Origin of the sequence: Paenibacillus hodogayensis, assembly GCF_039536325.1 — a bacterium.
Taxonomy (GTDB): Bacteria; Bacillota; Bacilli; order Paenibacillales; family NBRC-103111; genus Paenibacillus_AB; species Paenibacillus_AB hodogayensis.
Genome location: NZ_BAAAYO010000010.1, coordinates 621,611 through 640,582, shown reverse-complemented (window position 1 = coordinate 640,582; position 18,972 = coordinate 621,611). Strand labels below are relative to the sequence as shown.

General features: G+C 59.8%; 14 protein-coding genes. 13 read left to right on the top strand and 1 reads right to left on the bottom strand.

Annotated features, from left to right (window positions below; translation table 11 throughout):
- The 7 genes from ABD796_RS21855 to ABD796_RS21825 all read left to right on the top strand — a co-directional run bounded on the left by ABD796_RS21855 (nucleotide 1) and on the right by ABD796_RS21825 (nucleotide 9,008).
- On the top strand, nucleotides 1-774 hold the full coding sequence (locus ABD796_RS21855) for a glucosamine-6-phosphate deaminase (protein ID WP_344911768.1): 774 nt from the start codon (nucleotides 1-3) through the stop codon (nucleotides 772-774).
- Between the two features lie 4 nt (nucleotides 775-778).
- Nucleotides 779-1,981 carry an N-acetylglucosamine-6-phosphate deacetylase gene (locus ABD796_RS21850; protein ID WP_344911766.1) on the top strand — a complete coding sequence of 401 codons (1,203 nt, stop codon included), beginning with the start codon at nucleotides 779-781 and terminating at the stop codon, nucleotides 1,979-1,981.
- On the top strand, nucleotides 1,978-2,829 hold the full coding sequence (locus ABD796_RS21845; protein ID WP_344911764.1) for a sugar phosphate isomerase/epimerase family protein: 852 nt from the start codon (nucleotides 1,978-1,980) through the stop codon (nucleotides 2,827-2,829). Before ABD796_RS21850 ends, ABD796_RS21845 begins: the two co-directional genes overlap by 4 nt.
- A 177-nt stretch (nucleotides 2,830-3,006) precedes the next feature.
- The gene (locus ABD796_RS21840) at nucleotides 3,007-3,912 is read left to right on the top strand and encodes a helix-turn-helix domain-containing protein (RefSeq protein WP_344911762.1); all 906 of its coding nucleotides are present in this window, start codon (nucleotides 3,007-3,009) and stop codon (nucleotides 3,910-3,912) included.
- 106 nt (nucleotides 3,913-4,018) lie between these two features.
- Nucleotides 4,019-6,766: a family 78 glycoside hydrolase catalytic domain gene (locus ABD796_RS21835; RefSeq protein ID WP_344911759.1), complete on the top strand. Its 2,748-nt coding sequence runs from the start codon at nucleotides 4,019-4,021 to the stop codon at nucleotides 6,764-6,766.
- A gap of 97 nt (nucleotides 6,767-6,863) precedes the next feature.
- Nucleotides 6,864-8,405, top strand: coding sequence for a DEAD/DEAH box helicase (locus tag ABD796_RS21830; RefSeq protein ID WP_344911758.1), 1,542 nt, complete (start codon nucleotides 6,864-6,866; stop codon nucleotides 8,403-8,405).
- A 60-nt stretch (nucleotides 8,406-8,465) separates the two neighbouring features.
- Entirely contained in the window at nucleotides 8,466-9,008 is a 543-nt protein-coding gene (locus ABD796_RS21825; RefSeq protein WP_344911756.1) for a hypothetical protein, read from the top strand.
- A 107-nt stretch (nucleotides 9,009-9,115) separates the two neighbouring features.
- Here ABD796_RS21825 and ABD796_RS21820 read toward each other — a convergent pair whose 3' ends face one another.
- On the bottom strand, nucleotides 9,116-10,699 hold the full coding sequence (locus ABD796_RS21820) for an extracellular solute-binding protein (RefSeq protein WP_344911754.1): 1,584 nt from the start codon (nucleotides 10,697-10,699) through the stop codon (nucleotides 9,116-9,118).
- Between the two features lie 322 nt (nucleotides 10,700-11,021).
- Here ABD796_RS21820 and ABD796_RS21815 point away from each other — a divergent pair, with 322 nt between their 5' ends.
- The 6 genes from ABD796_RS21815 (at nucleotide 11,022) to ABD796_RS21790 (ending at nucleotide 18,966) form a co-directional block, all read left to right on the top strand.
- A complete protein-coding gene (locus ABD796_RS21815; protein ID WP_344911752.1) occupies nucleotides 11,022-13,262 on the top strand; it encodes a helix-turn-helix domain-containing protein in 2,241 nt (746 codons plus the stop codon).
- A gap of 180 nt (nucleotides 13,263-13,442) precedes the next feature.
- Nucleotides 13,443-13,952 carry a CcdC protein domain-containing protein gene (locus tag ABD796_RS21810; protein WP_344911750.1) on the top strand — a complete coding sequence of 170 codons (510 nt, stop codon included), beginning with the start codon at nucleotides 13,443-13,445 and terminating at the stop codon, nucleotides 13,950-13,952.
- Nucleotides 13,953-14,499: 547 nt separating this feature from the next.
- Entirely contained in the window at nucleotides 14,500-15,204 is a 705-nt protein-coding gene (locus ABD796_RS21805) for a glycosyltransferase (protein WP_344911748.1), read from the top strand.
- Nucleotides 15,205-15,207: 3 nt separating this feature from the next.
- On the top strand, nucleotides 15,208-15,924 hold the full coding sequence (locus ABD796_RS21800) for a class I SAM-dependent methyltransferase (protein WP_344911746.1): 717 nt from the start codon (nucleotides 15,208-15,210) through the stop codon (nucleotides 15,922-15,924).
- The gene (locus ABD796_RS21795) at nucleotides 15,921-16,991 is read left to right on the top strand and encodes a glycosyltransferase (RefSeq protein ID WP_344911744.1); all 1,071 of its coding nucleotides are present in this window, start codon (nucleotides 15,921-15,923) and stop codon (nucleotides 16,989-16,991) included. The genes ABD796_RS21800 and ABD796_RS21795 overlap by 4 nt, the downstream gene beginning before the upstream one ends.
- Nucleotides 16,992-17,019: 28 nt before the next feature.
- Nucleotides 17,020-18,966, top strand: coding sequence for a glycosyltransferase (locus ABD796_RS21790; protein WP_344911742.1), 1,947 nt, complete (start codon nucleotides 17,020-17,022; stop codon nucleotides 18,964-18,966).
- Nucleotides 18,967-18,972 lie beyond the last annotated feature (6 nt).

Sequence of the window (18,972 nt, the reverse complement as noted above, 5' to 3'; positions counted from 1 at the left end):
ATGAGCTTGCAGCCACAACCGATCAAAGCGGAATCAGTAGACAATTTGAAGGTAAACGTATACGCGAACCGGCAGGATTTGGGCACGTCGGCGGGCCGCGCGGCGGCAGCCACGATCAAGGAGCTGCTTGGCACGCGGGACCGGCTGCGGATTATTTTTGCCGCCGCCCCTTCGCAGAACGAATTTCTGGAGACGCTGGCCGCCGACCCGGACATCGACTGGTCGCGCATCACCGCCTTCCATATGGACGAATATATCGGCTTGCCGAACGACGCGCCGCAGAAGTTCAGCCGGTTTCTGTGCGAGCGCCTGTTCGACAAAGTAAAGCCGGGGCAGGTGAACCTGATCGACAGCTCGACCACGATCGAGGAGGAATGCCGCCGGTACGGCGAGCTGCTTCGCGAAGCTCCGATCGATATCGTATGCCTCGGCATCGGCGAGAACGGACATATCGCGTTTAACGATCCGCCTGTTGCCGATTTTGCCGATCCGTATACGATCAAGGCGGTGGAGCTCGATGACGCTTGCCGTCAGCAGCAAGTGAACGACGGTTGCTTCCCGACGTTCGACGACGTTCCGACCCATGCGCTGACGCTGACGATACCGACGATGATGTCTGCATCCTACTTGTACTGTATGGTGCCGGGACCGACGAAGCGCAACGCGGTACAGCGCACCCTGAACGGAACGATAACGACGGAATGCCCGTCCACCGTGCTGCGCCGCCACCCGGCATGCACCTTGTACGTGGACCGCGATTCCTATGGAGCGTGAAACGATGAGCGGGAACGAAGCAGACAATCGGACGACGGTGCTGGAAGGCATTCATTATGCGACCGGCCGGGCCGTGAGGATCGCCGTAACCGGCGGCCGCATAGCCGCGGTGGAACCGCTTACGGCTGGAGACGGGGACAAAGCCGGGGCGCTCCCTTTTATCGCCCCCGGACTCGTCGATTTGCAGATTAACGGCTACGACGGCGACGATTTCAACACGCTGCCGTTTACGGCGGAGATGGTCGTCAAGGCGAGCCGCGCGCTGTGGCGCGAGGGCGTCACGTCCTACTATCCGACGATCATTACGAACTCGCCGGAGGCGATCGAGGAAGCGGCCGGAATCATCGCGCAGGCTTGCGATAGCGACGCCCGTACGAACCGCTCGATCGCAGGCATTCACGTGGAAGGTCCGTTCATCTCCCCCGAGGACGGAGCGAGAGGCGCGCATAGCGCCGCTTACGTACGCGCCCCGGACTGGGATATGTTCGAGCGGTGGCAGCGCGCCGCCGGCGGGCGCATCCGCATTCTCACACTGTCGCCGGAATGGCCGAACAGCGCGGAATTTATCGCCAAATGCAGCGCCAGCGGCGTGACGGTGTCGATCGGCCATACGGCCGCCACGCCGGAGCAAATCCGCGAGGCGGTGCGGGCAGGCGCGCGCATGTCGACGCATTTGGGCAACGGCGCGCATCTCACGATGCCCCGCCACCCGAACTACATCTGGGAGCAGCTGGCGCAGGACGACCTGTGGTCGTGCGTGATCGCCGACGGTTTCCACTTGCCGGAAGCGGTGTTGAAGGTCATTTTCAAGACGAAAGGCGCGCAGGCGCTGATGGTAAGCGACGCGGTGTACTTGTGCGGCATGCCGTCCGGCGAATATACGACGCATGTCGGCGGCAAGGTCGTGCTGACCGAAGAGGGCCGGCTTTCGCTGGCCAGCAATCCGAAGATACTGGCCGGCTCCGCGCAAATGCTGCTCTGGGGCATCGAGCACGTCGTCCGCACCGGGCTGGCCGGCTTGGCCGACGCCTGGGAGATGTCGTCGGTGCGTCCTGCCGGCTTCATGAAGCTGGACGCCGGCTCGGGATTGACGGCCGGGGCGCCGGCCGACATCGTCCTGTTCGACCGGCAGGGAGACCGGATCCGGCCGCTGCAAACGTATAAGGACGGCGAGCTCGTATACGAACTGGAGGAGAAGCGGGGATGAAATTAGCGGCATTCAGCGGCGTTTTGATCGACCACAGCATTCAGGAAGCGATGCATCTGACCAAAAAAATCGGTTTCGACGGCATTGAGATTGCGGCCCGCGAACCGCATTTGTCGGCGACGACAAGCGCGGCCCGCATCAAGGAAATGCGCGCGGTAGCCGACGGCATCGGGCTGGAAATTCCGGTCATTGCCGGCTACATGGGCGGCTTCTCCACCGGAAGCGACAAGGATAGCGAGCAGGCGTTCAGCGACTTCCAGCGCATCCTGGAGGCGTCCGGCACGCTGGGCGCAGACTTCATCCGCGTCAATGCGGGAGGTCCGAACGCTTTTCTGGCCCAGAACTACCACTACGAAAAAGCGGCTTTCTGGCTGCGCAAATGCGCGGTGGAAGCGGCCAAGCTGAATAAAAGCATCGTGCTGGAAATTCATAACGTCTCGCTGGCCGAGTCGGTCGAGTCCGGCTTGCGTTTGGTGGAGCTCGTCGGCGAGAGCAATATCGGCCTGATCCACGACGCGGGCAACATGTACATTACCGACACCGACTACGGGCGCGATTCCGTAATCGGTCTCGGCAAGCGGATGTTCCACGTCCACGTGAAGGACGAGAAGCGAGTAGCCGAAACGGGCGCGCCGGGCACATTCGCGAACTTGACGAAGCACGGGAACGAGAAGTTTCTGCAATGCCGCTTGGGCGAAGGTGGAGCCGACCATCAGCCGTTGTTTGACGCGCTGAAGGAAACCGGGTATAACGGCTGGATTACGCTGGAATGCCATGCGCCTTTCCCGGCTGTCGAACGGCTGGAGCATGATTTGAGCAAAGTGAAGCAAATGCTCGGCCTGGCATAATAGCATAAAGTCCGAAGAAGCGGAATCGCCGCCGGTACTACCGATCACCTGACGGGGATACGGAGTTCCGGCAGGCGGTTTCCGCTTTTTTTGGCATGCATGGAGGGGAACGGACCGGAAACTTTGGTACAATGAAGGAAAAGGTCGACAAATCGGCCGTCGAACGGAGGAACGAGGATGATGGATCAGCCTCCTCCCAGATACAGCGGCTCGAATTATTTCCGAGCCGGAGAACTGTTCAGCATCGTCCGATATCACGAGCCCATGAAGGAACATCGCATCTATCACTCCCACGATTTCGTGGAAATTTGCTATGTCGCGGGCGGCAACGGGTACCATATTTTGGACGGAAAGGAGCACCGTGTCGCTCGCGGCGACTTGTTCGTCATCAACTACGAGGTGTCCCATGCGTTCTATCGCGAGAGCGCCGACAACAGCCTGGTGCTGTACAATATATTGTTCAAGCCCGGATTCATCGACGAATCCTTGATCGACTTCAACGACTTCGACAGTCTTTCTTTGTCGTACTTGTTCAACGGGCTTCTGGAGAAGCCGATTCATCCGAAGCTCAGCTTGCCGTATGAAGAGGTACAGCAATTCGAGGCATTGATTGACAACATCTATGCGGAGTATACCGGGCGGAAATCTGGATATATTTCAATCATACGCGCCTATGTCATCGAGTTTATTATCCATATGATGCGCTGCATGGACCGCAGCCCGGACAACCGGGAGATGGGCCGTCGGCTCGACGCCATCCACGCGGCGATGAACGAGCTGAAGCAAAACTATGCCCGGCCGTTCCATCTGGGGAGTCTCGCTTCCAAATCGTTTTTCAGCAAAAATTACTTCTGCAAGCTGTTCAAAGAAACGGCCGGCATGACCGTAACCGACTATGTGCAGAAGCTGAGAATCGAAGAAGCGTGCAGAAGGATGGAGGACCCTTACGCGAAAATGACGGACATCTCCGCGTCGGTCGGGTTTGCCGATTATAAATCCTTTTATTCGGCATTTACGAAGCGGGTCGGCATGCCGCCGAGCGAATACCGGAAACGGCTGGAGCAATCGGCGCTCCGTACGTAACCGAAGCGAACGGGAAAGGAATATGGACCATCTATCCGAGAACATCCGCCATGTGCATCTCGACCTGCGGACGTTATCCTAATGTTGTTGATTAAGGAGCGAAGGGATGGTTGAGATGGACGTGGAACGCACCGAATGGATCATTGAAGATTTGCGCGTCAACGGGATTGGACAGCCGATGGGCGCAGACGGCGATTCGATCGCTTTCTCGTGGAAGCTGAGCGGGGGGCGCCGGGGAATTTCGCAGGCCGGATACCGGATTCTCGTCTCCGCCGAAAGGCAGGAGGCCGGCCGGCTTCAAGGCGAAATATGGGACAGCGGGTACAAAGAAGGCCATCCGCTATTCGTGCCGTACGAAGGGATGCCTCTCGGCGGACAGAGACGATATTGGTGGAAAGCGATCGTACGGGACGACGAGGGCGGCTTAACCGAATCGGAATCCGTCCGCTTCGATACGGGGTTGTTCCCGGAGCAATGGAAGGCGATGTGGATCTGGAAGCCCGGCGACGTCCGTACGAACGATTTCGCCTACTTCCGCAAAACGTTTCGCGCGGATCGGGAAATCGGGCTCGCCAAGCTGTTCGTATCGGCCCATCACGTGCTGGAGCTGTTCGTTAACGGGCGGAGAGTGACCGGGTACGGCTCGCCGGCGCCGACCAATCCGGAGGAGACCAAATATTACTTGGCCTACGACGTAACGGAGCTGCTGCGCACGGGGGACAACTGTCTGGCTGCCATCGTCCACTATCTCGGCGGAGACGGGCAAAACTACGTGAACGGGTACCCCGGCTTATTATTGCAGGGTCATATCGAGTATGCGGATCGTACCTCGACATCCGTCGTGACGGACGAATCGTGGGATTGTTTGGCCGTGATTCCCCATCGTGCGGGCACCCCCTATCAGCAAAACCGCCGGATCACGGCGGTAGAGGCCTACGATGCGCGCCTGGCGGACGAGCGCTGGACAAGGAGCGAATACGAGGGCCGCTGCACGAAAGCCGTTCCGGCCCTTCAGAACGGGGAATGCCGCTGGCCGATGAAGTGGCAAGCCGTTCCCGAAGGTAACGTTGACGAGATCATCGTTCCCGTGCCGAAGGACGTACAGGAAATCGGGTGTCAGGTGTTCGATGCGGGCAAAATCGTCTCGGGCTGGCCCCGTCTGACGGTCAAAGGATTTGCCGGGGCGACAGTCCGCATGCGCTACTCCGAAGATTTGGACGAGCGGGGATACGTCAAGCACAACGTATGCAACGAAACGTCGGAGCATTATTATGACGAATATACGATGACCGGCGCGGAGATTGAAATATGGGAGCCGAGCTTGTCCTTCAAAGCATTTCGTTATGTGGAAGTGACAGGCTTCCAGGAGCTTCTCGGAGAAGGCGGCGTTCAGATCGTGTCCGCCCATACGGCGCTTCCCCGGACTGGGGATTTCCGCTCGTCTTCCGAATTGCTGAACGACTTGTACGAGGCATGTGTCCAGACGCAAAAGAACAACGCCCTCGGGCAACTCGTCGACTGCCCGCACCGCGAACAGGCTCAATATTTGGCCGACTCCGATCTGCAGGCCGAACTGCTGCTGAATCAGTTCGATTCCGCGGCGATCGTGGAGAAGGTGCTGGCCGACTTCACAGACGGCCAATTGGCCGACGGCACGTTCCCGTTCGTCTATCCGTCCAATTTTGAGCATCACGATTTCCATATCCGTATACCGGAATGGGATCTGCATTTCCCCACGCTGCTGCACAAATTGTACCGGCATACGGGCGATACGAGGCTGCTGCAGCGCTTTTACGGGCCTGCGCGGCGGATGGCGCTGCATTATACCGGCCTTGCGGACGCAGGGACGGGGCTCGTCCCGAGAAGCCGGATCAAGAAGCCGCGGCATTGGCATATCAGCGATCACCCTTACCCGGAAATCGACCATAGCGGCGAATATTTGACCGTCCAGAACATGAAGCTTGCGCATGACCTGAACCTGATGGCCGAGATGGCCGACGCAATGGGCGACGGAGCAGAGGCGGCGCTGATGGATTCGCATTCGCGGGCGCTGAAGGGCGCGATTTTGACTCATTTGTACGATGCCGGCAACCGACGGTTCCGGGACTGCTACGGGTCCGAGAATAGTCATCAAGGGACGAACGCCGTCGCCCTGCATTACGGTTTCGTTCCGCCCGAGCACAAGGAACAAGCGCTGGAGACGGTGGCGGCCCAGGGTTTGCAGACGAAGACGCTGCTGTCTCTCGACTTGCTGCATGTGCTGTTTCGGCAAGGCAAGGCCGAGGAGGGGTACCAGCTTCTGACCAAAACCGATTTCCCCGGCTGGGGGTATATGATCCGCCAAGGCTCCCGGACCATATGGGAAGGCTTTCGCGATATCGAATCCCACTGCCACGCATGGAACGCCTATCCCGCAAAAATGATGGTCGAGTACTTGGCCGGCATTCAGCTGGCGGAGACCGGATGGAGGCGAATCCGGATCAAGCCGTTCGTGCCGGAAAACCTCGATCGCGCCGAAGGCTCCGTCACGACCCCGCGCGGCAAAGTCAAGGTCCGCTGGGAGAAGGGGGCCGGGGGCGCGGAGCTGAAGCTGAACGTGGAGATTCCCGTCGGATCGGCGGCGTCCGTCTGGATTCCGTCGCACCATCCCGGCGCCTTGACCGTATCGGAATCGGGCATGCCCGTATGGACCCGAGGCGCTTGCGTCCCGGACGGGCAGCGGGCTTCGGCAAATGAGGCGTCCGTCTCCCGCAGGTCGAGCGCGGCAGGGATAGACAGCGTGGAAGCCGTCCAGGGAGCGGTCGTCATTCATGTCCGTCCGGGCCGCTACGTCTTTGAAAGCCGGCACGCCTAACCAGTCTATTCCCGATTGCCTCATTTCTTTCGGAGCGCCCGTTATGGTATAGTTTTTAACATAAGGGATGAATGACTGAAATGAGGGACTTGAATCTATGAATTCGACGTTTGAATCGCTCGGCATCGGCTTAGTGCTGTGCGAGACGCTTGCCCGGCACGGGATATCCGAGCCGTCGCCGATCCAGAGAGAGGCCATTCCGGCCGCCTTGGGAGGAGCCGATCTACTCGCCCAATCGCAGACCGGAACGGGCAAGACGCTGGCCTATTTGCTGCCTATATTGGAGCGCATCGATCCGGCGTCCAAGGAGCTGCAGGCAGTCGTGCTGGCGCCAACCCGCGAGCTGGGCGTGCAGATTGCCTCCGAGATCGAGAAGATCGGCGGTCCGGCAGGCATTCGCGGACAAGCGCTGATCGGCGGGGCGGCCATCAGCCGGCAGATCGACCGGCTGAAGCTGCACCCGCATATCGTCGTCGGCACGCCGGGACGGGTCGCCGAGCTGCTGCGGCTGCGCAAGGTGAAGCTGCACCGCGTCCGCACGATCGTCATCGACGAGGCGGATCAGATGTTTGCGCTCGGCAGCGCCAAGGAAGCGGAGGAAATCGTCGAAGGCGCGCTGCGCGACCGCCAGCTGCTGTTTTTCTCCGCCACTCTGCCGCCGGAGGTGCGCCGGATGGCCGGCAGATGGATGCGCGCGCCGAAGGAAATCGAGATCGATCCGGGCCAGCGTACGGCCGGCGGCATCGAGCATCTCGTCTTCGTCTGCGAAGAGCGCGAACGGATCGATACGCTGCGCAGACTGGTCCGGCTGTACGAGCCGAAGTCGGCGCTTGCCTTCGTGAACGACCTCGACGTCATTGCCGAAGTCGCCGCCAAGCTTCAGCATGCCGGGCTGTCGGCGGATGCGCTGTACGGCGATGCGCCCAAGCAGGAACGGACCACGCTGCTGAACCGGTTCCGCACGGGACGGTTGAGCACGCTGATCGCCACCGATGTCGCGGCCCGCGGGCTGGATATCGAAGGACTAACGCATGTGTTCCATCTGCAGCCGGCGCTCGACGCCGACCATTACGTGCACCGGGCGGGCCGGACCGGACGGATGGGCCGCAGCGGATGGTCGATCTCGATCGTGACGGAGCACGAGCTGTTCATCATCCGCAAGTTCGAGAAGCAGCTCGGCATCGTCATTCATCAGAAGGCGATGTTCAAAGGCAAGATCGTCGAACCCGATCAGGTTCGCGGCGCGGCAGCGCGTACGGCCGGACGAACGACGGGCGGCGGCAAGCCGGAAGCGAGCAAACCCGTGACCGCTAAAGGAGCGGCAGCGACCGGCAAGCCGGGGGCGAGCAAACCCGCCGAGGCTTCCGTGAGGGCCGCGCAAGAAGAAGGCGCGCCACGCCGTTCCGGTTCCGGGGAGCTTCCGCCGCTTCGTTCGCGTACGGGCGGCTTTCGGACGCTCGGAGCGGCCAGCCTGCGCAACGAGAGAGAGCTCGATCGGCCGGCGGCCCCGCCTCAGCCGGCCAAGCGTCCGGCCGGCAAGCCGAAGGCCGCGCGGGAAGCCGACCGCAAGAACAAGGGCGCTCCGCGCTGGCTAAAGGAGAAGCGCGAGCAAGGGCAGAACGGCCCCGGCGCACAATAACCGGGCAGGACAGAGAACGGTCAAAGTCATCATATAGAATCCCAGGGGAGAGGGACACCGTTGCTGCGTAAAACGATGATAGGGTTGGCCGTACTGCTGCTGGCCATCGTTGTGCTGTGCGGCGCGGCGATCATGTACGTCAAGCCGACGGAAGCGCTGAACCTGGACTACGAACAGGTGCCCGTCGCGCAAAAGGCGCTGGAGATGATCAAAGCCCGCAAGCTGGAGGTGCGGCTGAGCGAGCGGGATTTGAACGACATTCTGAAGAAACAGCTGGCGGCCCGCGCCAAGATCGGTCCGAACGCAACGATCGAGGGAGCGCGGTTCGAGCAGCGCGGCAGCCGCTTGACCGCTTATGTGAATATAAGGACGGTCGGCGGCATCGCCGTAGGCGGAGCGATCGATTTCACGCTGGAGTGGAAATCACCGGAGCTGATCGTCCGCCCGACGGAGCCGCGCATCCGCGGCCTGAGCGTTCCGGATGCCTGGTTGCCGCTCGAGCCGATCGTGATCCGTGCGGACGAGCTGCTGCCGCCGCTCGTGACGATCAAAGACGTTCGGTTCGAGGACGCCGGCATTACGATTGCCTTCAAGCTGGAATAAGAACAGCCCGCAAGCCAAGCAAGCCCCCGCCGCGCCGGTTAGACACCGGAGCGACAGGGGCTTGCTTGCATGGGGGGTCTTGCCGCAATACCGTTGTGAAGCTAGGTTTACTTGACCAGACCGGCTGCTTTAATCTGCTCCGCGTAAGCGTCGAACAGCTTGCTGCCGCTATACTTGCCCATCAGCTCTTCGCGATAGGCCGGCCAGTTTTTGCCTGATTTTTCCTCGAACACCGCTTTGGCTTGAAGCTCGCGCTGCCGTTTGCGGAAGGCGGCGAGATCGAAGCCGGCGGGAGGCGTCAGACTGGTGCCAAGGAAAGGAGCGCTCGGAATCGAGGCGAGCGTCTTCAGAATGGCGCGGTCCCGGTCCGTCTGCCGCGGGTCGATGACGTTCAGGCCGAAGACGGACGGCGTCTCCGGGGTGAAGAAATCCCAGATGGTCAGCCAGTCGCCCTTCTTGACGATGTCTGCCTGGATGACGTCCGGCTTGAGCGTGATGGTCTTGCCTTCGCGCGTATAATGCTTGCCTTCCTGGCCGTAATGAGTGAGCAGGTAGCCTTCCTCCCCGGCCAGCCAATCGAGAATTTCCGTAATCCGCTTCACTTTCTCCGGCTGCTTCTCCACGATGTTCTTATGGAACAGGAACGGGTTTGCCGGTGCGATGCCGGATTGAAGCGGCGCGTCGCCGAACGGCGTGAACGGCACCCAATCGGCGTTCGGCAGAATCGCTTTCGTCTTGCTTTGCAGACTTTGCGGATTGGAATCGAGGGCGAAATCCTTCGTCGTCCCGAGCACGACGCCGACTTTGCCTTGAGCCGCCTTGTCGACGTGCTGCATCGATTTGTTCAGGAACCAGTCCGGATCGACCACGCCTTCTCCGATCGCTTTCGCGATATCGCTCAACACGCCTTCCATGCGCGGATCGGTCTGCATATCCTTGAACTGGCCGTTTTCCAGGAACGTCGCGAAAATAAGCCCGTTTTTGCGGTATTCCGGCCAATCCAGCCCGATGCCGTCGCCGCCCGCCGCCAGAGAGAAGCCGTACGTATCCTTCTTGCCGTTGCCGTCCGGATCGTTGTTCGTGAACGCCCGCAAAGCCTGCATATAGTCGTCGTACGTCTTCGGTACCGGGAGACCGAGCTTGTCCAGCCAGTCTTTGCGGATATACCAAGCGCGGTAAATTTCCTTGCTGTAAGGAATCGGCGCCCGCACGAACTGGCTATGGATTTGGTAACGCTGAAGCGTCGTTTCGTCCACCCAATATTTAAAATAATTGGGCATCGCCTGAGGCGTGACGAACTTGCTCATGTCGCCGAGCAGGCCGTCCAAGGCGTATTTGGAGCCTCCGTCGCCGTTGGTGTCCCGCCACATGTCCGGGGGATCGTTGGACGTCAAATACGCGTTGATCTTTTTGGTGTAATCGTCACCGATCGGCATGTACTCGATCTGCAGCTTCACATTAAATTTCTTCTCGATTGCCTGTTTGACGAAGTCGTCCTGCTCGGGCGGCAGCAAGGCGCTTCCCGGCCCGTCGATGAACAGCCGCAGAGGCAGCTTCTCTTTGGCCGCGGATTCTGCCGGCTTAGCCGGGTCCGCGCTCTTCGTCGATCCGTTGCCCTCTTTAGCCGAACAAGCGGCCAGCATGGCGCCGGCGAGCAGGAGAGCGGTTCCGGTTTTCCAGGTTCGTTTCATCCGTCGTTCAACCTCCCTTTTGTAGTCGACCCTGTTGCCCCGATGTTGCCTCGATAGCGACCGGTTCGGGTTCGCTTGCCGGTATCGTAACGCGAGATGCCGTTTAATGGATATAGAGCGTTTTTGCGGCGTTCGCCTTTTATGGAAAGCGCGCCGGAGGCGGAAATGGTCCGTTTTTGCGGAATGAATCATTTTTGGAACGTGCCGGAGGCGGCTTGACGCGCCGCCGTATATGCGAAATAATAACGGTAATTAAACGCCCGCGCAAGGTGGAAGCGGTTTCATAATCAGACGGCACGTTCGTAAGCAGGAGGGGAGCAAGGTGAGAAAAAACTGGTTTTACCGCATGCTGTTGTCTTACCTGCCTGTTTTTCTGGCCGTCTGTGTGACGTTGCTGCTTATCACGTTTATCAGCGTCCGGCAGCTGTCGGAGCGTTCGGCCGTCAAGTCGAGCGAGGCGGTAACCAAAAACGCTGTTCAACTCGTCGAGCAGTCGCTTCGCAACATCGAGAATACGCTGTATGCGACTGTTCTCGCCGATCCGCGCCTGACCGCATTCTACGGAGACGCCCAGCCAGATTCCCATAAAAATACCTATGCGGCCGCCAAGGCGCTGGAAGAGTTGGAATACCGGCTGCCGCTCTTGCATTCGGCTTATTTGTACCGGCCGCAGGACGGAACCGTGCTGGGGTCGACGAGCATTGCCGAAATTGAAAATGCGACCGATCAAGCATTTATTTTGGCCAAAATGTCCTCGGATATTCGCTACGCTTGGGGCGATCTCCGCCCGCTTGCGGCTCCAAGAGGAAACGGAGAGGGCAGCCGGGATGTCATATCGCTGGTGAAAATCGCCGACCTGCGCACGAACGGTCTCATTGTGGTCAACGTAAACGTGGACGCGTTGCGTACGTTTCTCGTCCAATCGACCGATACGTCCAGCGCCTACCTGGAGCTGACCGATGCTGCGGGCGTCCGGATCGTCTCGACGATCGCGTCCGACGGTCCGGCGGCCAAGCAGGAACGCAACAAGCTGGCCGCTGCGGCTATGCCCTACACCGGCTGGCACGTTGAAGGCGGCATGCTGCAGCCCGGCCTATTCGGCTGGGTATCTCCTATCCTGTACGGCTCCGTCTCGCTGGGGGCGTTATGCATGGCGCTCGGCTTGGCGTGGATCGTTTACGTAACGCGCAGGCATTACCGTCCGGTGGAATCGCTGCTGAGACAGGTCGGTGCCTTGACATTGAAAAAAACACCCGCCGCCGATACGGAGACGCGCGACGAGTTCAAGACGATCGGCTTGGCTTTGGACAACTTGTGGGACCAATCGAACCGGTTGAGCCGGGAAAACGAGGAGAATCGTTCGTTCAAGCGGGCTCATCATTTCCGCAGGCTGGCCGAAGGGCGGATGGACCCGCAATCCAAGGAAGCGCGGAGGGAAGCGGAGCTGCTCGGCTTGAAGCTGGATGGCGGTCCCGCCTCCGCGGCGATTGTGGAAATCGACCGCTATTACGCCGATGTATGCGGCCGTTTTACCGACCGCGACCGTCAACTGCTGAAGTATGCGCTCTATTCCGCAATGCGGGAAACTATGGCGGCGGCTTGTGTCAACGTATGGGCCGACTGGCTCGGGGAGCATCAGTTGGGCATCATTGCCGCCCATGGGGACAAGCACGGGGCGGAACGCGGGATTGAAGAAGCGCTGGAACGGCTGCGCGGTTGGGCGGACGGCCAATTGCCGTTTACGGTGACGACCGGGCTGGGCACGCCTGTTCCGCATAGCGACCGGATCGATTTGTCCTTTCAGGCGGCCCGCTCGGCGCTCGCCTACAAGGTGCCGCTCGGCCGCAACCGACTGATCCGGTTCGCCGACTTGCCGGGGGAAAGCCAGCCGGGCGTGGCGCGGGAACTGCAGCGCATCAAGGAGCTGAGCCGGATGTTCCGGCTCGGCGAGCCCGGTTGGACGGCGGAGTGGACGGCGCTGCTGGAGTCGCTTCATAGCGGCGGCTTCACCGCCGAACAAATCCGGCACCTGCTGTTCGTGCTGTTGTTTCATGTCCAGCGCGAGCTGATCGAGCTGCCCGCCGAGCTGCAATCGGCTTGGCTGGCGGCAAGCTCCCACCTCGAGGACGCGCTTCGCGAGGGCGAGACGCTGGAAGAGATCGGAGAAGCGTTTGCCGCCGTATTCGCTTCGGTGGAGGAACGGCTGCGCGAGTGGCGCGAGTCGAAGCAGAGCCACAGCGTCCTTCAGGAGGTAAAACGGTACATCGACGAGCATTATGCCGATCCCGGCTTGTCCCAGACGATGCTGGCCGAGGCGTTCCGGCTGCATCCGACGTCGATCAGCCGCTTGTTTAAGGAGGAGTTCGGGGTCAAGTTTGTCGAATACGTCAACTCCGTCCGTCTGGATCGGGCAACCGAGCTCATGGAGACTACGGACCTGCCCGTACATGAAATCGCTCAGGCAGCAGGCTTCACGCATAGCCAGACGTTTATTAAAATGTTCAAAAAAAGCACCGGCTTTACGCCCGGCTCTTACCGGAAGGGGAAACCGGAAACCGGCTGACCGCACCCGGTTCTCGCGTTTCCCTTTTCGACCATCCGGGGTAGGGCGAACGATGGGCGGGCGCAGCCCGTGCGCAATCGGTCTGCAGCAGGAGGCAAAGCCTTCCCGTTTCTGTTACACTGAGTGACGGATTGCCGCGTTCCCGGCAATAATTCGTTACGGAATACGGAGGTTCATCCCATGCCTGCCATTAGCCATTACGCGCTCCCTGCGGTGCTGATCGCTTGGATCATCTACCGGCGCACCCGCAGAAGCATCGGTTTTCAAAAGTTGTCCGTCCGCCGCATGAAGGTGCGGCTCGGATTTTTCGGGCTTGCCGCCGTCATGCTACTCCTGCTTGCCTTCCAGCATCCGGTCATGCTTGTCGGATACGCCGTCGGCATCGCCGGTGGACTCGTGCTCGCTTATTACGCTACCCGCCATTTGCTGACCGAGGTCCGCGATGACGGTTTGTATTACCGCACCCATATCTGGATCGAGGCGACCGTTCTCGCCTTATTCCTGGGCCGCATCGCTTATCGTCTGATCGAAGCGGTAGTCATGCAGGGGGATACGGCGTCGATGTCCGATCCGAGCGCGTTCGCGAAGGACCCGCTTACGGGAGGCATTCTGTTCGTCATTCTGACCTACTATTACGTCTATTACTTGTACGTCATGCGTGCGGCGAAACGGATCGGAGTTCCGGAATAAGCGCACAGCGCAGCAGCCCGCACACTTAAAACGAGCCCGCTTCCCCGGCAAAAGGGAGGCAGGCTCGTTTGTTTTTTTCTCCCCGCTTTTGCGTCCGTCCCCGCATCCGAATTCAATGACGCGCTTGAGCCCCTGTTCCCGAATGATGTCGTTAATGACCTGAGCTTTAAAATCGGCCAGCACCCCGTAAGATCCGCTGCCCGATGTACCGCCATGGGTATAATTGTTTTCCCAATACGACTTGTAGTCGAAAGGGGATTTTTGTTCTCCGGACATGTCGGTCGCACGCCTCCTCTTATTCTTCCTTTCTTCCTTCCCTTGCCATCCATCAACCGGGCTATAGCGAGAACTGCGTCGTACGAAAAAAACACGAAGAGTGGCAAGCGGGGCCGCATATATTTAGAAATGGGGATTGGCCGTCTTCATCGGAAGCTTCGCCGCATACCGTAAAAAGCGGGGGGATCGGTCCGGCATCATGCGAGTCGATGGGAACGGAAACGAATAGTCAGGGAAAGGCCCAAAACACGATGGAAAAGGAGCTGCTGGCATGAATGGACGAAACGGCAAGCTGACTCTTTCCATGATCGTCAAAAACGAAGGCGGGCGCTACTTGCGCCGCGCTCTCGAAGCGCATCGGGAATGGATCGACGAAGCGGTCATCATCGACGACGGAAGCACCGACGATACGACTGACATTTGCGAGCAGGCGCTGGCCGGCATTCCGCTTCGGCTGATCCGCAACCCGCAATCCCGTTTTGCCAACGAGGTCGTGCTGCGCAAGCAGCAATGGGACGAAACGGTCGGAACCGATCCGGAATGGATTCTCAATCTGGACGGAGACGAGATCATGGAAAGCGGGTTTGGCGGACAGATTGGCGGCATTATGGAGGGCGGGTACGACGCCATCTATTTTCGGCTGTATGACATGTGGAGCGAGACGCATTACCGGGAAGACGTTTATTGGAAAGCCCACCAGATGTACCGTCCGTTCCTGATTCGCTATAAGCCCGGGCTCGCCTACGAGTGGAAGGAGACGCCGCAGCATTGCGGCCGGTTCCCGCTGACCATCGGCACGTTTTCGTATTGGTGCCATCCGGCGCGTGTCAAACATTTCGGCTGGGCTCGCCGCGAAGACCGGCAGGCCAAAGTGGACCGTTACTTGGCTCTGGACCCGGGGGCCCGCTTCGGCTGGCAGGAGCAATACGACTCCATTCTGGATGAACATCCCCATCTTGTGGAGTGGGAGGAATAAAGCATGCTTGTTCGGGATATCGAGAAAGCGTACGCGGCCTTTGCGGAAATAAGCTGGAACTACGGTCCTGCGGTTCCTCGCGGCGCGCTGGTCCATCTATGCAGGCGCATCGACGCATGCAAGGGCCCCGTCCGCGTGCTGGAGCTCGGCGGCGGCTTCTCGACGCTGCTTTGGCAAGCGCTGGATCGGCTAGGGCTGCTTGAAGCGCAGGTGACGACGCTGCTGCACGAACCCGGGGAAGCGGAGGCGCTGCAGGGGCTTGTTCGGGAAAGCGGAATCGTCGACATCCGGCTTAGAGGGCTAAAGCAGCTTACCGACGAGGAGCGGGAGCGGGTATTCGCCGATCCGGCTTCTTCGGCGGCGCAGTGGGCTTCGTTCGGGTCGCCGGTCCCGCCCGACCAGTACCGGCATTATACGATTCGCAACGCTTTTTACGACGATATCGGGCTCGAACTCCCCGATCATGCGGTCGATGTGCTGATCGTAGACGGCCCCCACGGCAACGGCCGTTCGCTCGCATACCCGCTGCTCGGCCTCAAGCTGAAGCCGGATGCGCTCGTGCTGGTGGACGATTTCGACCATTACCCGTTTCTGGCCGATATGGCCCGCATTCTGCCACATCGCGAGCTGTACCGCGATATTGTCGGCGACAAGCGGTGGGCGCTCGTTCGGCTGGAAGAAGCCCTTCCGGCGCTAGGGAAGGAGGAGAGCGGGCGTTGATCACGATTAGCTTGTGCATGATTGTCAAGAACGAAGAGAAGTCGCTCGGGCGTTGTCTCGAATCCGTCCGGGACATTGCGGACGAAATCGTCGTCGTCGACACCGGCTCGACCGACCGGACGAAGCAGATCGCTGCCGCTTTCACCGCCCGTCTCTACGATTTTGCCTGGGTGGACGACTTCTCGGCAGCGCGCAACTATGCATTTGCCCAAGCTACGCAGGAATATATATTATGGCTGGATGCGGACGATGTGCTTGAACGATCGGATCGGGAAAAGTTCATGGAGCTGAAGCAGACGCTCGACCCGGCTACGGATAGCGTGATGATGGACTATCATCTCGCCTTCAACGACAAGGGGCAGGTGACCGCCAGCCTTCGGCGCAACCGGCTCGTTAAGCGGGAACGCGGGTTTCGCTGGGAAAAGCCGGTCCACGAGCTGCTGATCGTCAGCGGCAACATCGTGCAGAGCGACATCGCCGTTACGCACCGGAAGGATAAAGCGCACACGGACCGAAATTTGCGCATTTATCAAAAGCGTGCGGAGGCGAACGAGGCGTTCGATGCACGGGACCTGTACTATTTTGCCAACGAGTGGAAGGATCACGGTTTCTATGCCGAGGCGATCGACTACTATGAACGGTTCCTCGACACCAAGCAGGGCTGGAGTGAGGATTGCATCGCCGCCTGCATCAAGATGGCCGACTGCCACGGACGGCTGAACGACCGTCCCCGTCAATGGAAATCGCTGCTCCGCTCGCTGATTTACGGGTCTCCGCGAGCGGAGATGTGCTGCCGGGCAGGAGCCTTCTTTTTGGAGGACAACCGGCTCGACCAAGCCATATTCTGGTTTACCGCAGCGACGAAACTGGGTACGCCGGACGGAATTGCCGGCATGGTCGAGCGCGAGGCGTGGACGTGGCTGCCGCATTTGCAGCTGTGCGTCTGTTACGATCGGTCCGGGGATACGGTCCGGGCCCGGCAGCACAACGATATCGCGTACGGTTACTATCCGACCCATCCGAGCATCGTTCATAACAAAGCCTATTTCGACCGCCTGCCGACTTAAGCCGACGGTAAAAAGGAGGGACCCCGTTGTGAGAAAGAAACGCGTGCTTGTGGCGAGCCCGGTGCACCAGCGTCCGGCTGTTCTGCAGCTGTTTCTCGAGTCGCTGTCGGGGCTGGAGCAGCAGTCCGCGAGCGTCAACTTTTTGTTCATGGACGACAATGAAGATCCCATCTCCAGCGCCCTGCTCCGGAAGTTTGCCGCCGATCGCGGCAGGACTGTCGTCGAACGGTATACGGAGGGCGAAGCGTCCGCCTATAGCCGAGACGAGTATACGCATTACTGGAAAGAAGAGCAAGTATGGAAGGTCGCCGGGATGAAGGACGCCATGCTGCGCCATGCCTGCGACCGCAAATACGATTACATCTTCCTCGTCGACTCGGATCTGGTGCTTCATCCCCGCACGCTGGAGCAGTTACTTGCGGACAACAAGGAGATCGTGTCCGGCCTATTCTGGACCCGGTGGCAGCCGAATACGATCGAGATGCCACAAGTCTGGGTGCGCGACGAATACGACATGTTCGTCAAACGGCGCCATGAGACAGTTTCGGAGGCAGAGGCGTCCGCCCGTATGACGGCTTTCTTCGACCGGCTGCGCAAGCCGGGGGTGTACGAAGTCGGGGGCTTGGGCGCTTGCACCTTGATCAGCCGCAAGGCGCTCCAGGCCGGCGTCAAGTTTGCGGAGATCGACAATGTCTCGTTCTGGGGGGAGGACCGTCACTTCTGCATACGCGCCCGCGCGTTAGGGATCGGCCTGCATGTCGACACTCATTATCCGGCCTTTCATATTTATCGCGACTCGGACATCGTCGGAGCCAGGGAGTTCCGGCGCCGGACGGAGACTGGCGCGGAACTTGGGGCTAGCGATGTGCCTTCCGTCTCCGATGAGCGGCCCGGTATTTCGGTGAGCGTGTGCCTGATCGTCAAGAACGAGGAGGACTCGCTGCCGCACTGTCTGGAGTCGGTCCGGAGGATTGCCGACGAGATCGTGATCGTGGATACTGGCTCGACCGACCGGACGAAGGAGGTGGCAGCCTCCTATACGGATTGCATTTACGATTTCGTCTGGATCGACGATTTCTCGGCGGCTCGCAATTATGCCTTCTCCAAGGCGACCCAGTCGTATGTGCTGTGGCTGGATGCCGACGATGTGCTGAAGGAACGGGACCAACGGCTTCTTGCCGAACTGAAACGGACGCTGGACCCCGAGGTGGACGCCGTCTCCATGCACTACCATCTGGCGTTCGACGAGGAAGGACGCGTGACTCAAAGCCTTAGACGCAACCGTCTAGTGAAACGGGAGCGGCACTTCCCTTGGATCGGTCCCGTCCATGAATATTTGGCGGTGGGCGGGAACATCTTGCACAGCGAGATCGCCGTCACCCATGGCAAGCAGAAAGCTTATACCGACCGCAATCTGCAAATTTACCGCAAGCGGGAACGACTTGGGGAAGCGTTCTCCCCGCGCGATCAGTATTACTTTGCCAACGAGCTGAGGGATCACGCATTTTATGAAGAGGCGGCGCAGCAATACGAGACGTTTCTTTCCTCCTCGCTCGGTTGGAAGGAAGACTGCATTGCGGCGTCCATGAAGCTGGCGGACTGTTGGGGGCATCTGTGCGAGCGCGAACGGCAGATCGCCGCTTTGCTCGATTCCTTCGATTACGACTTGCCTCGGTCGGAAATATGCTGCCAGCTCGGTGCCGTATTTTTGGAAGAAAATCAGCTTCAGCAAGCGGCCTATTGGTATAGACTGGCGACGACGCTCGTGCCTGGCGAGCAGCAGATGGGCATGATCGACCATGCCTCCCGCACCTGGCTGCCCCACCTTCAGCTATGCCTCTGTCTCGACCGGCTTGGTCAACGCGAGCAAGCAAAGCTTCACAACGATATCGCCCTCGGCTACAACCCGACTCACCCCAGCATGCTGCACAACAAACGGTACTTCGAGCAAGCGTTTGGCAAGCAAACGAGCTGAACCTGC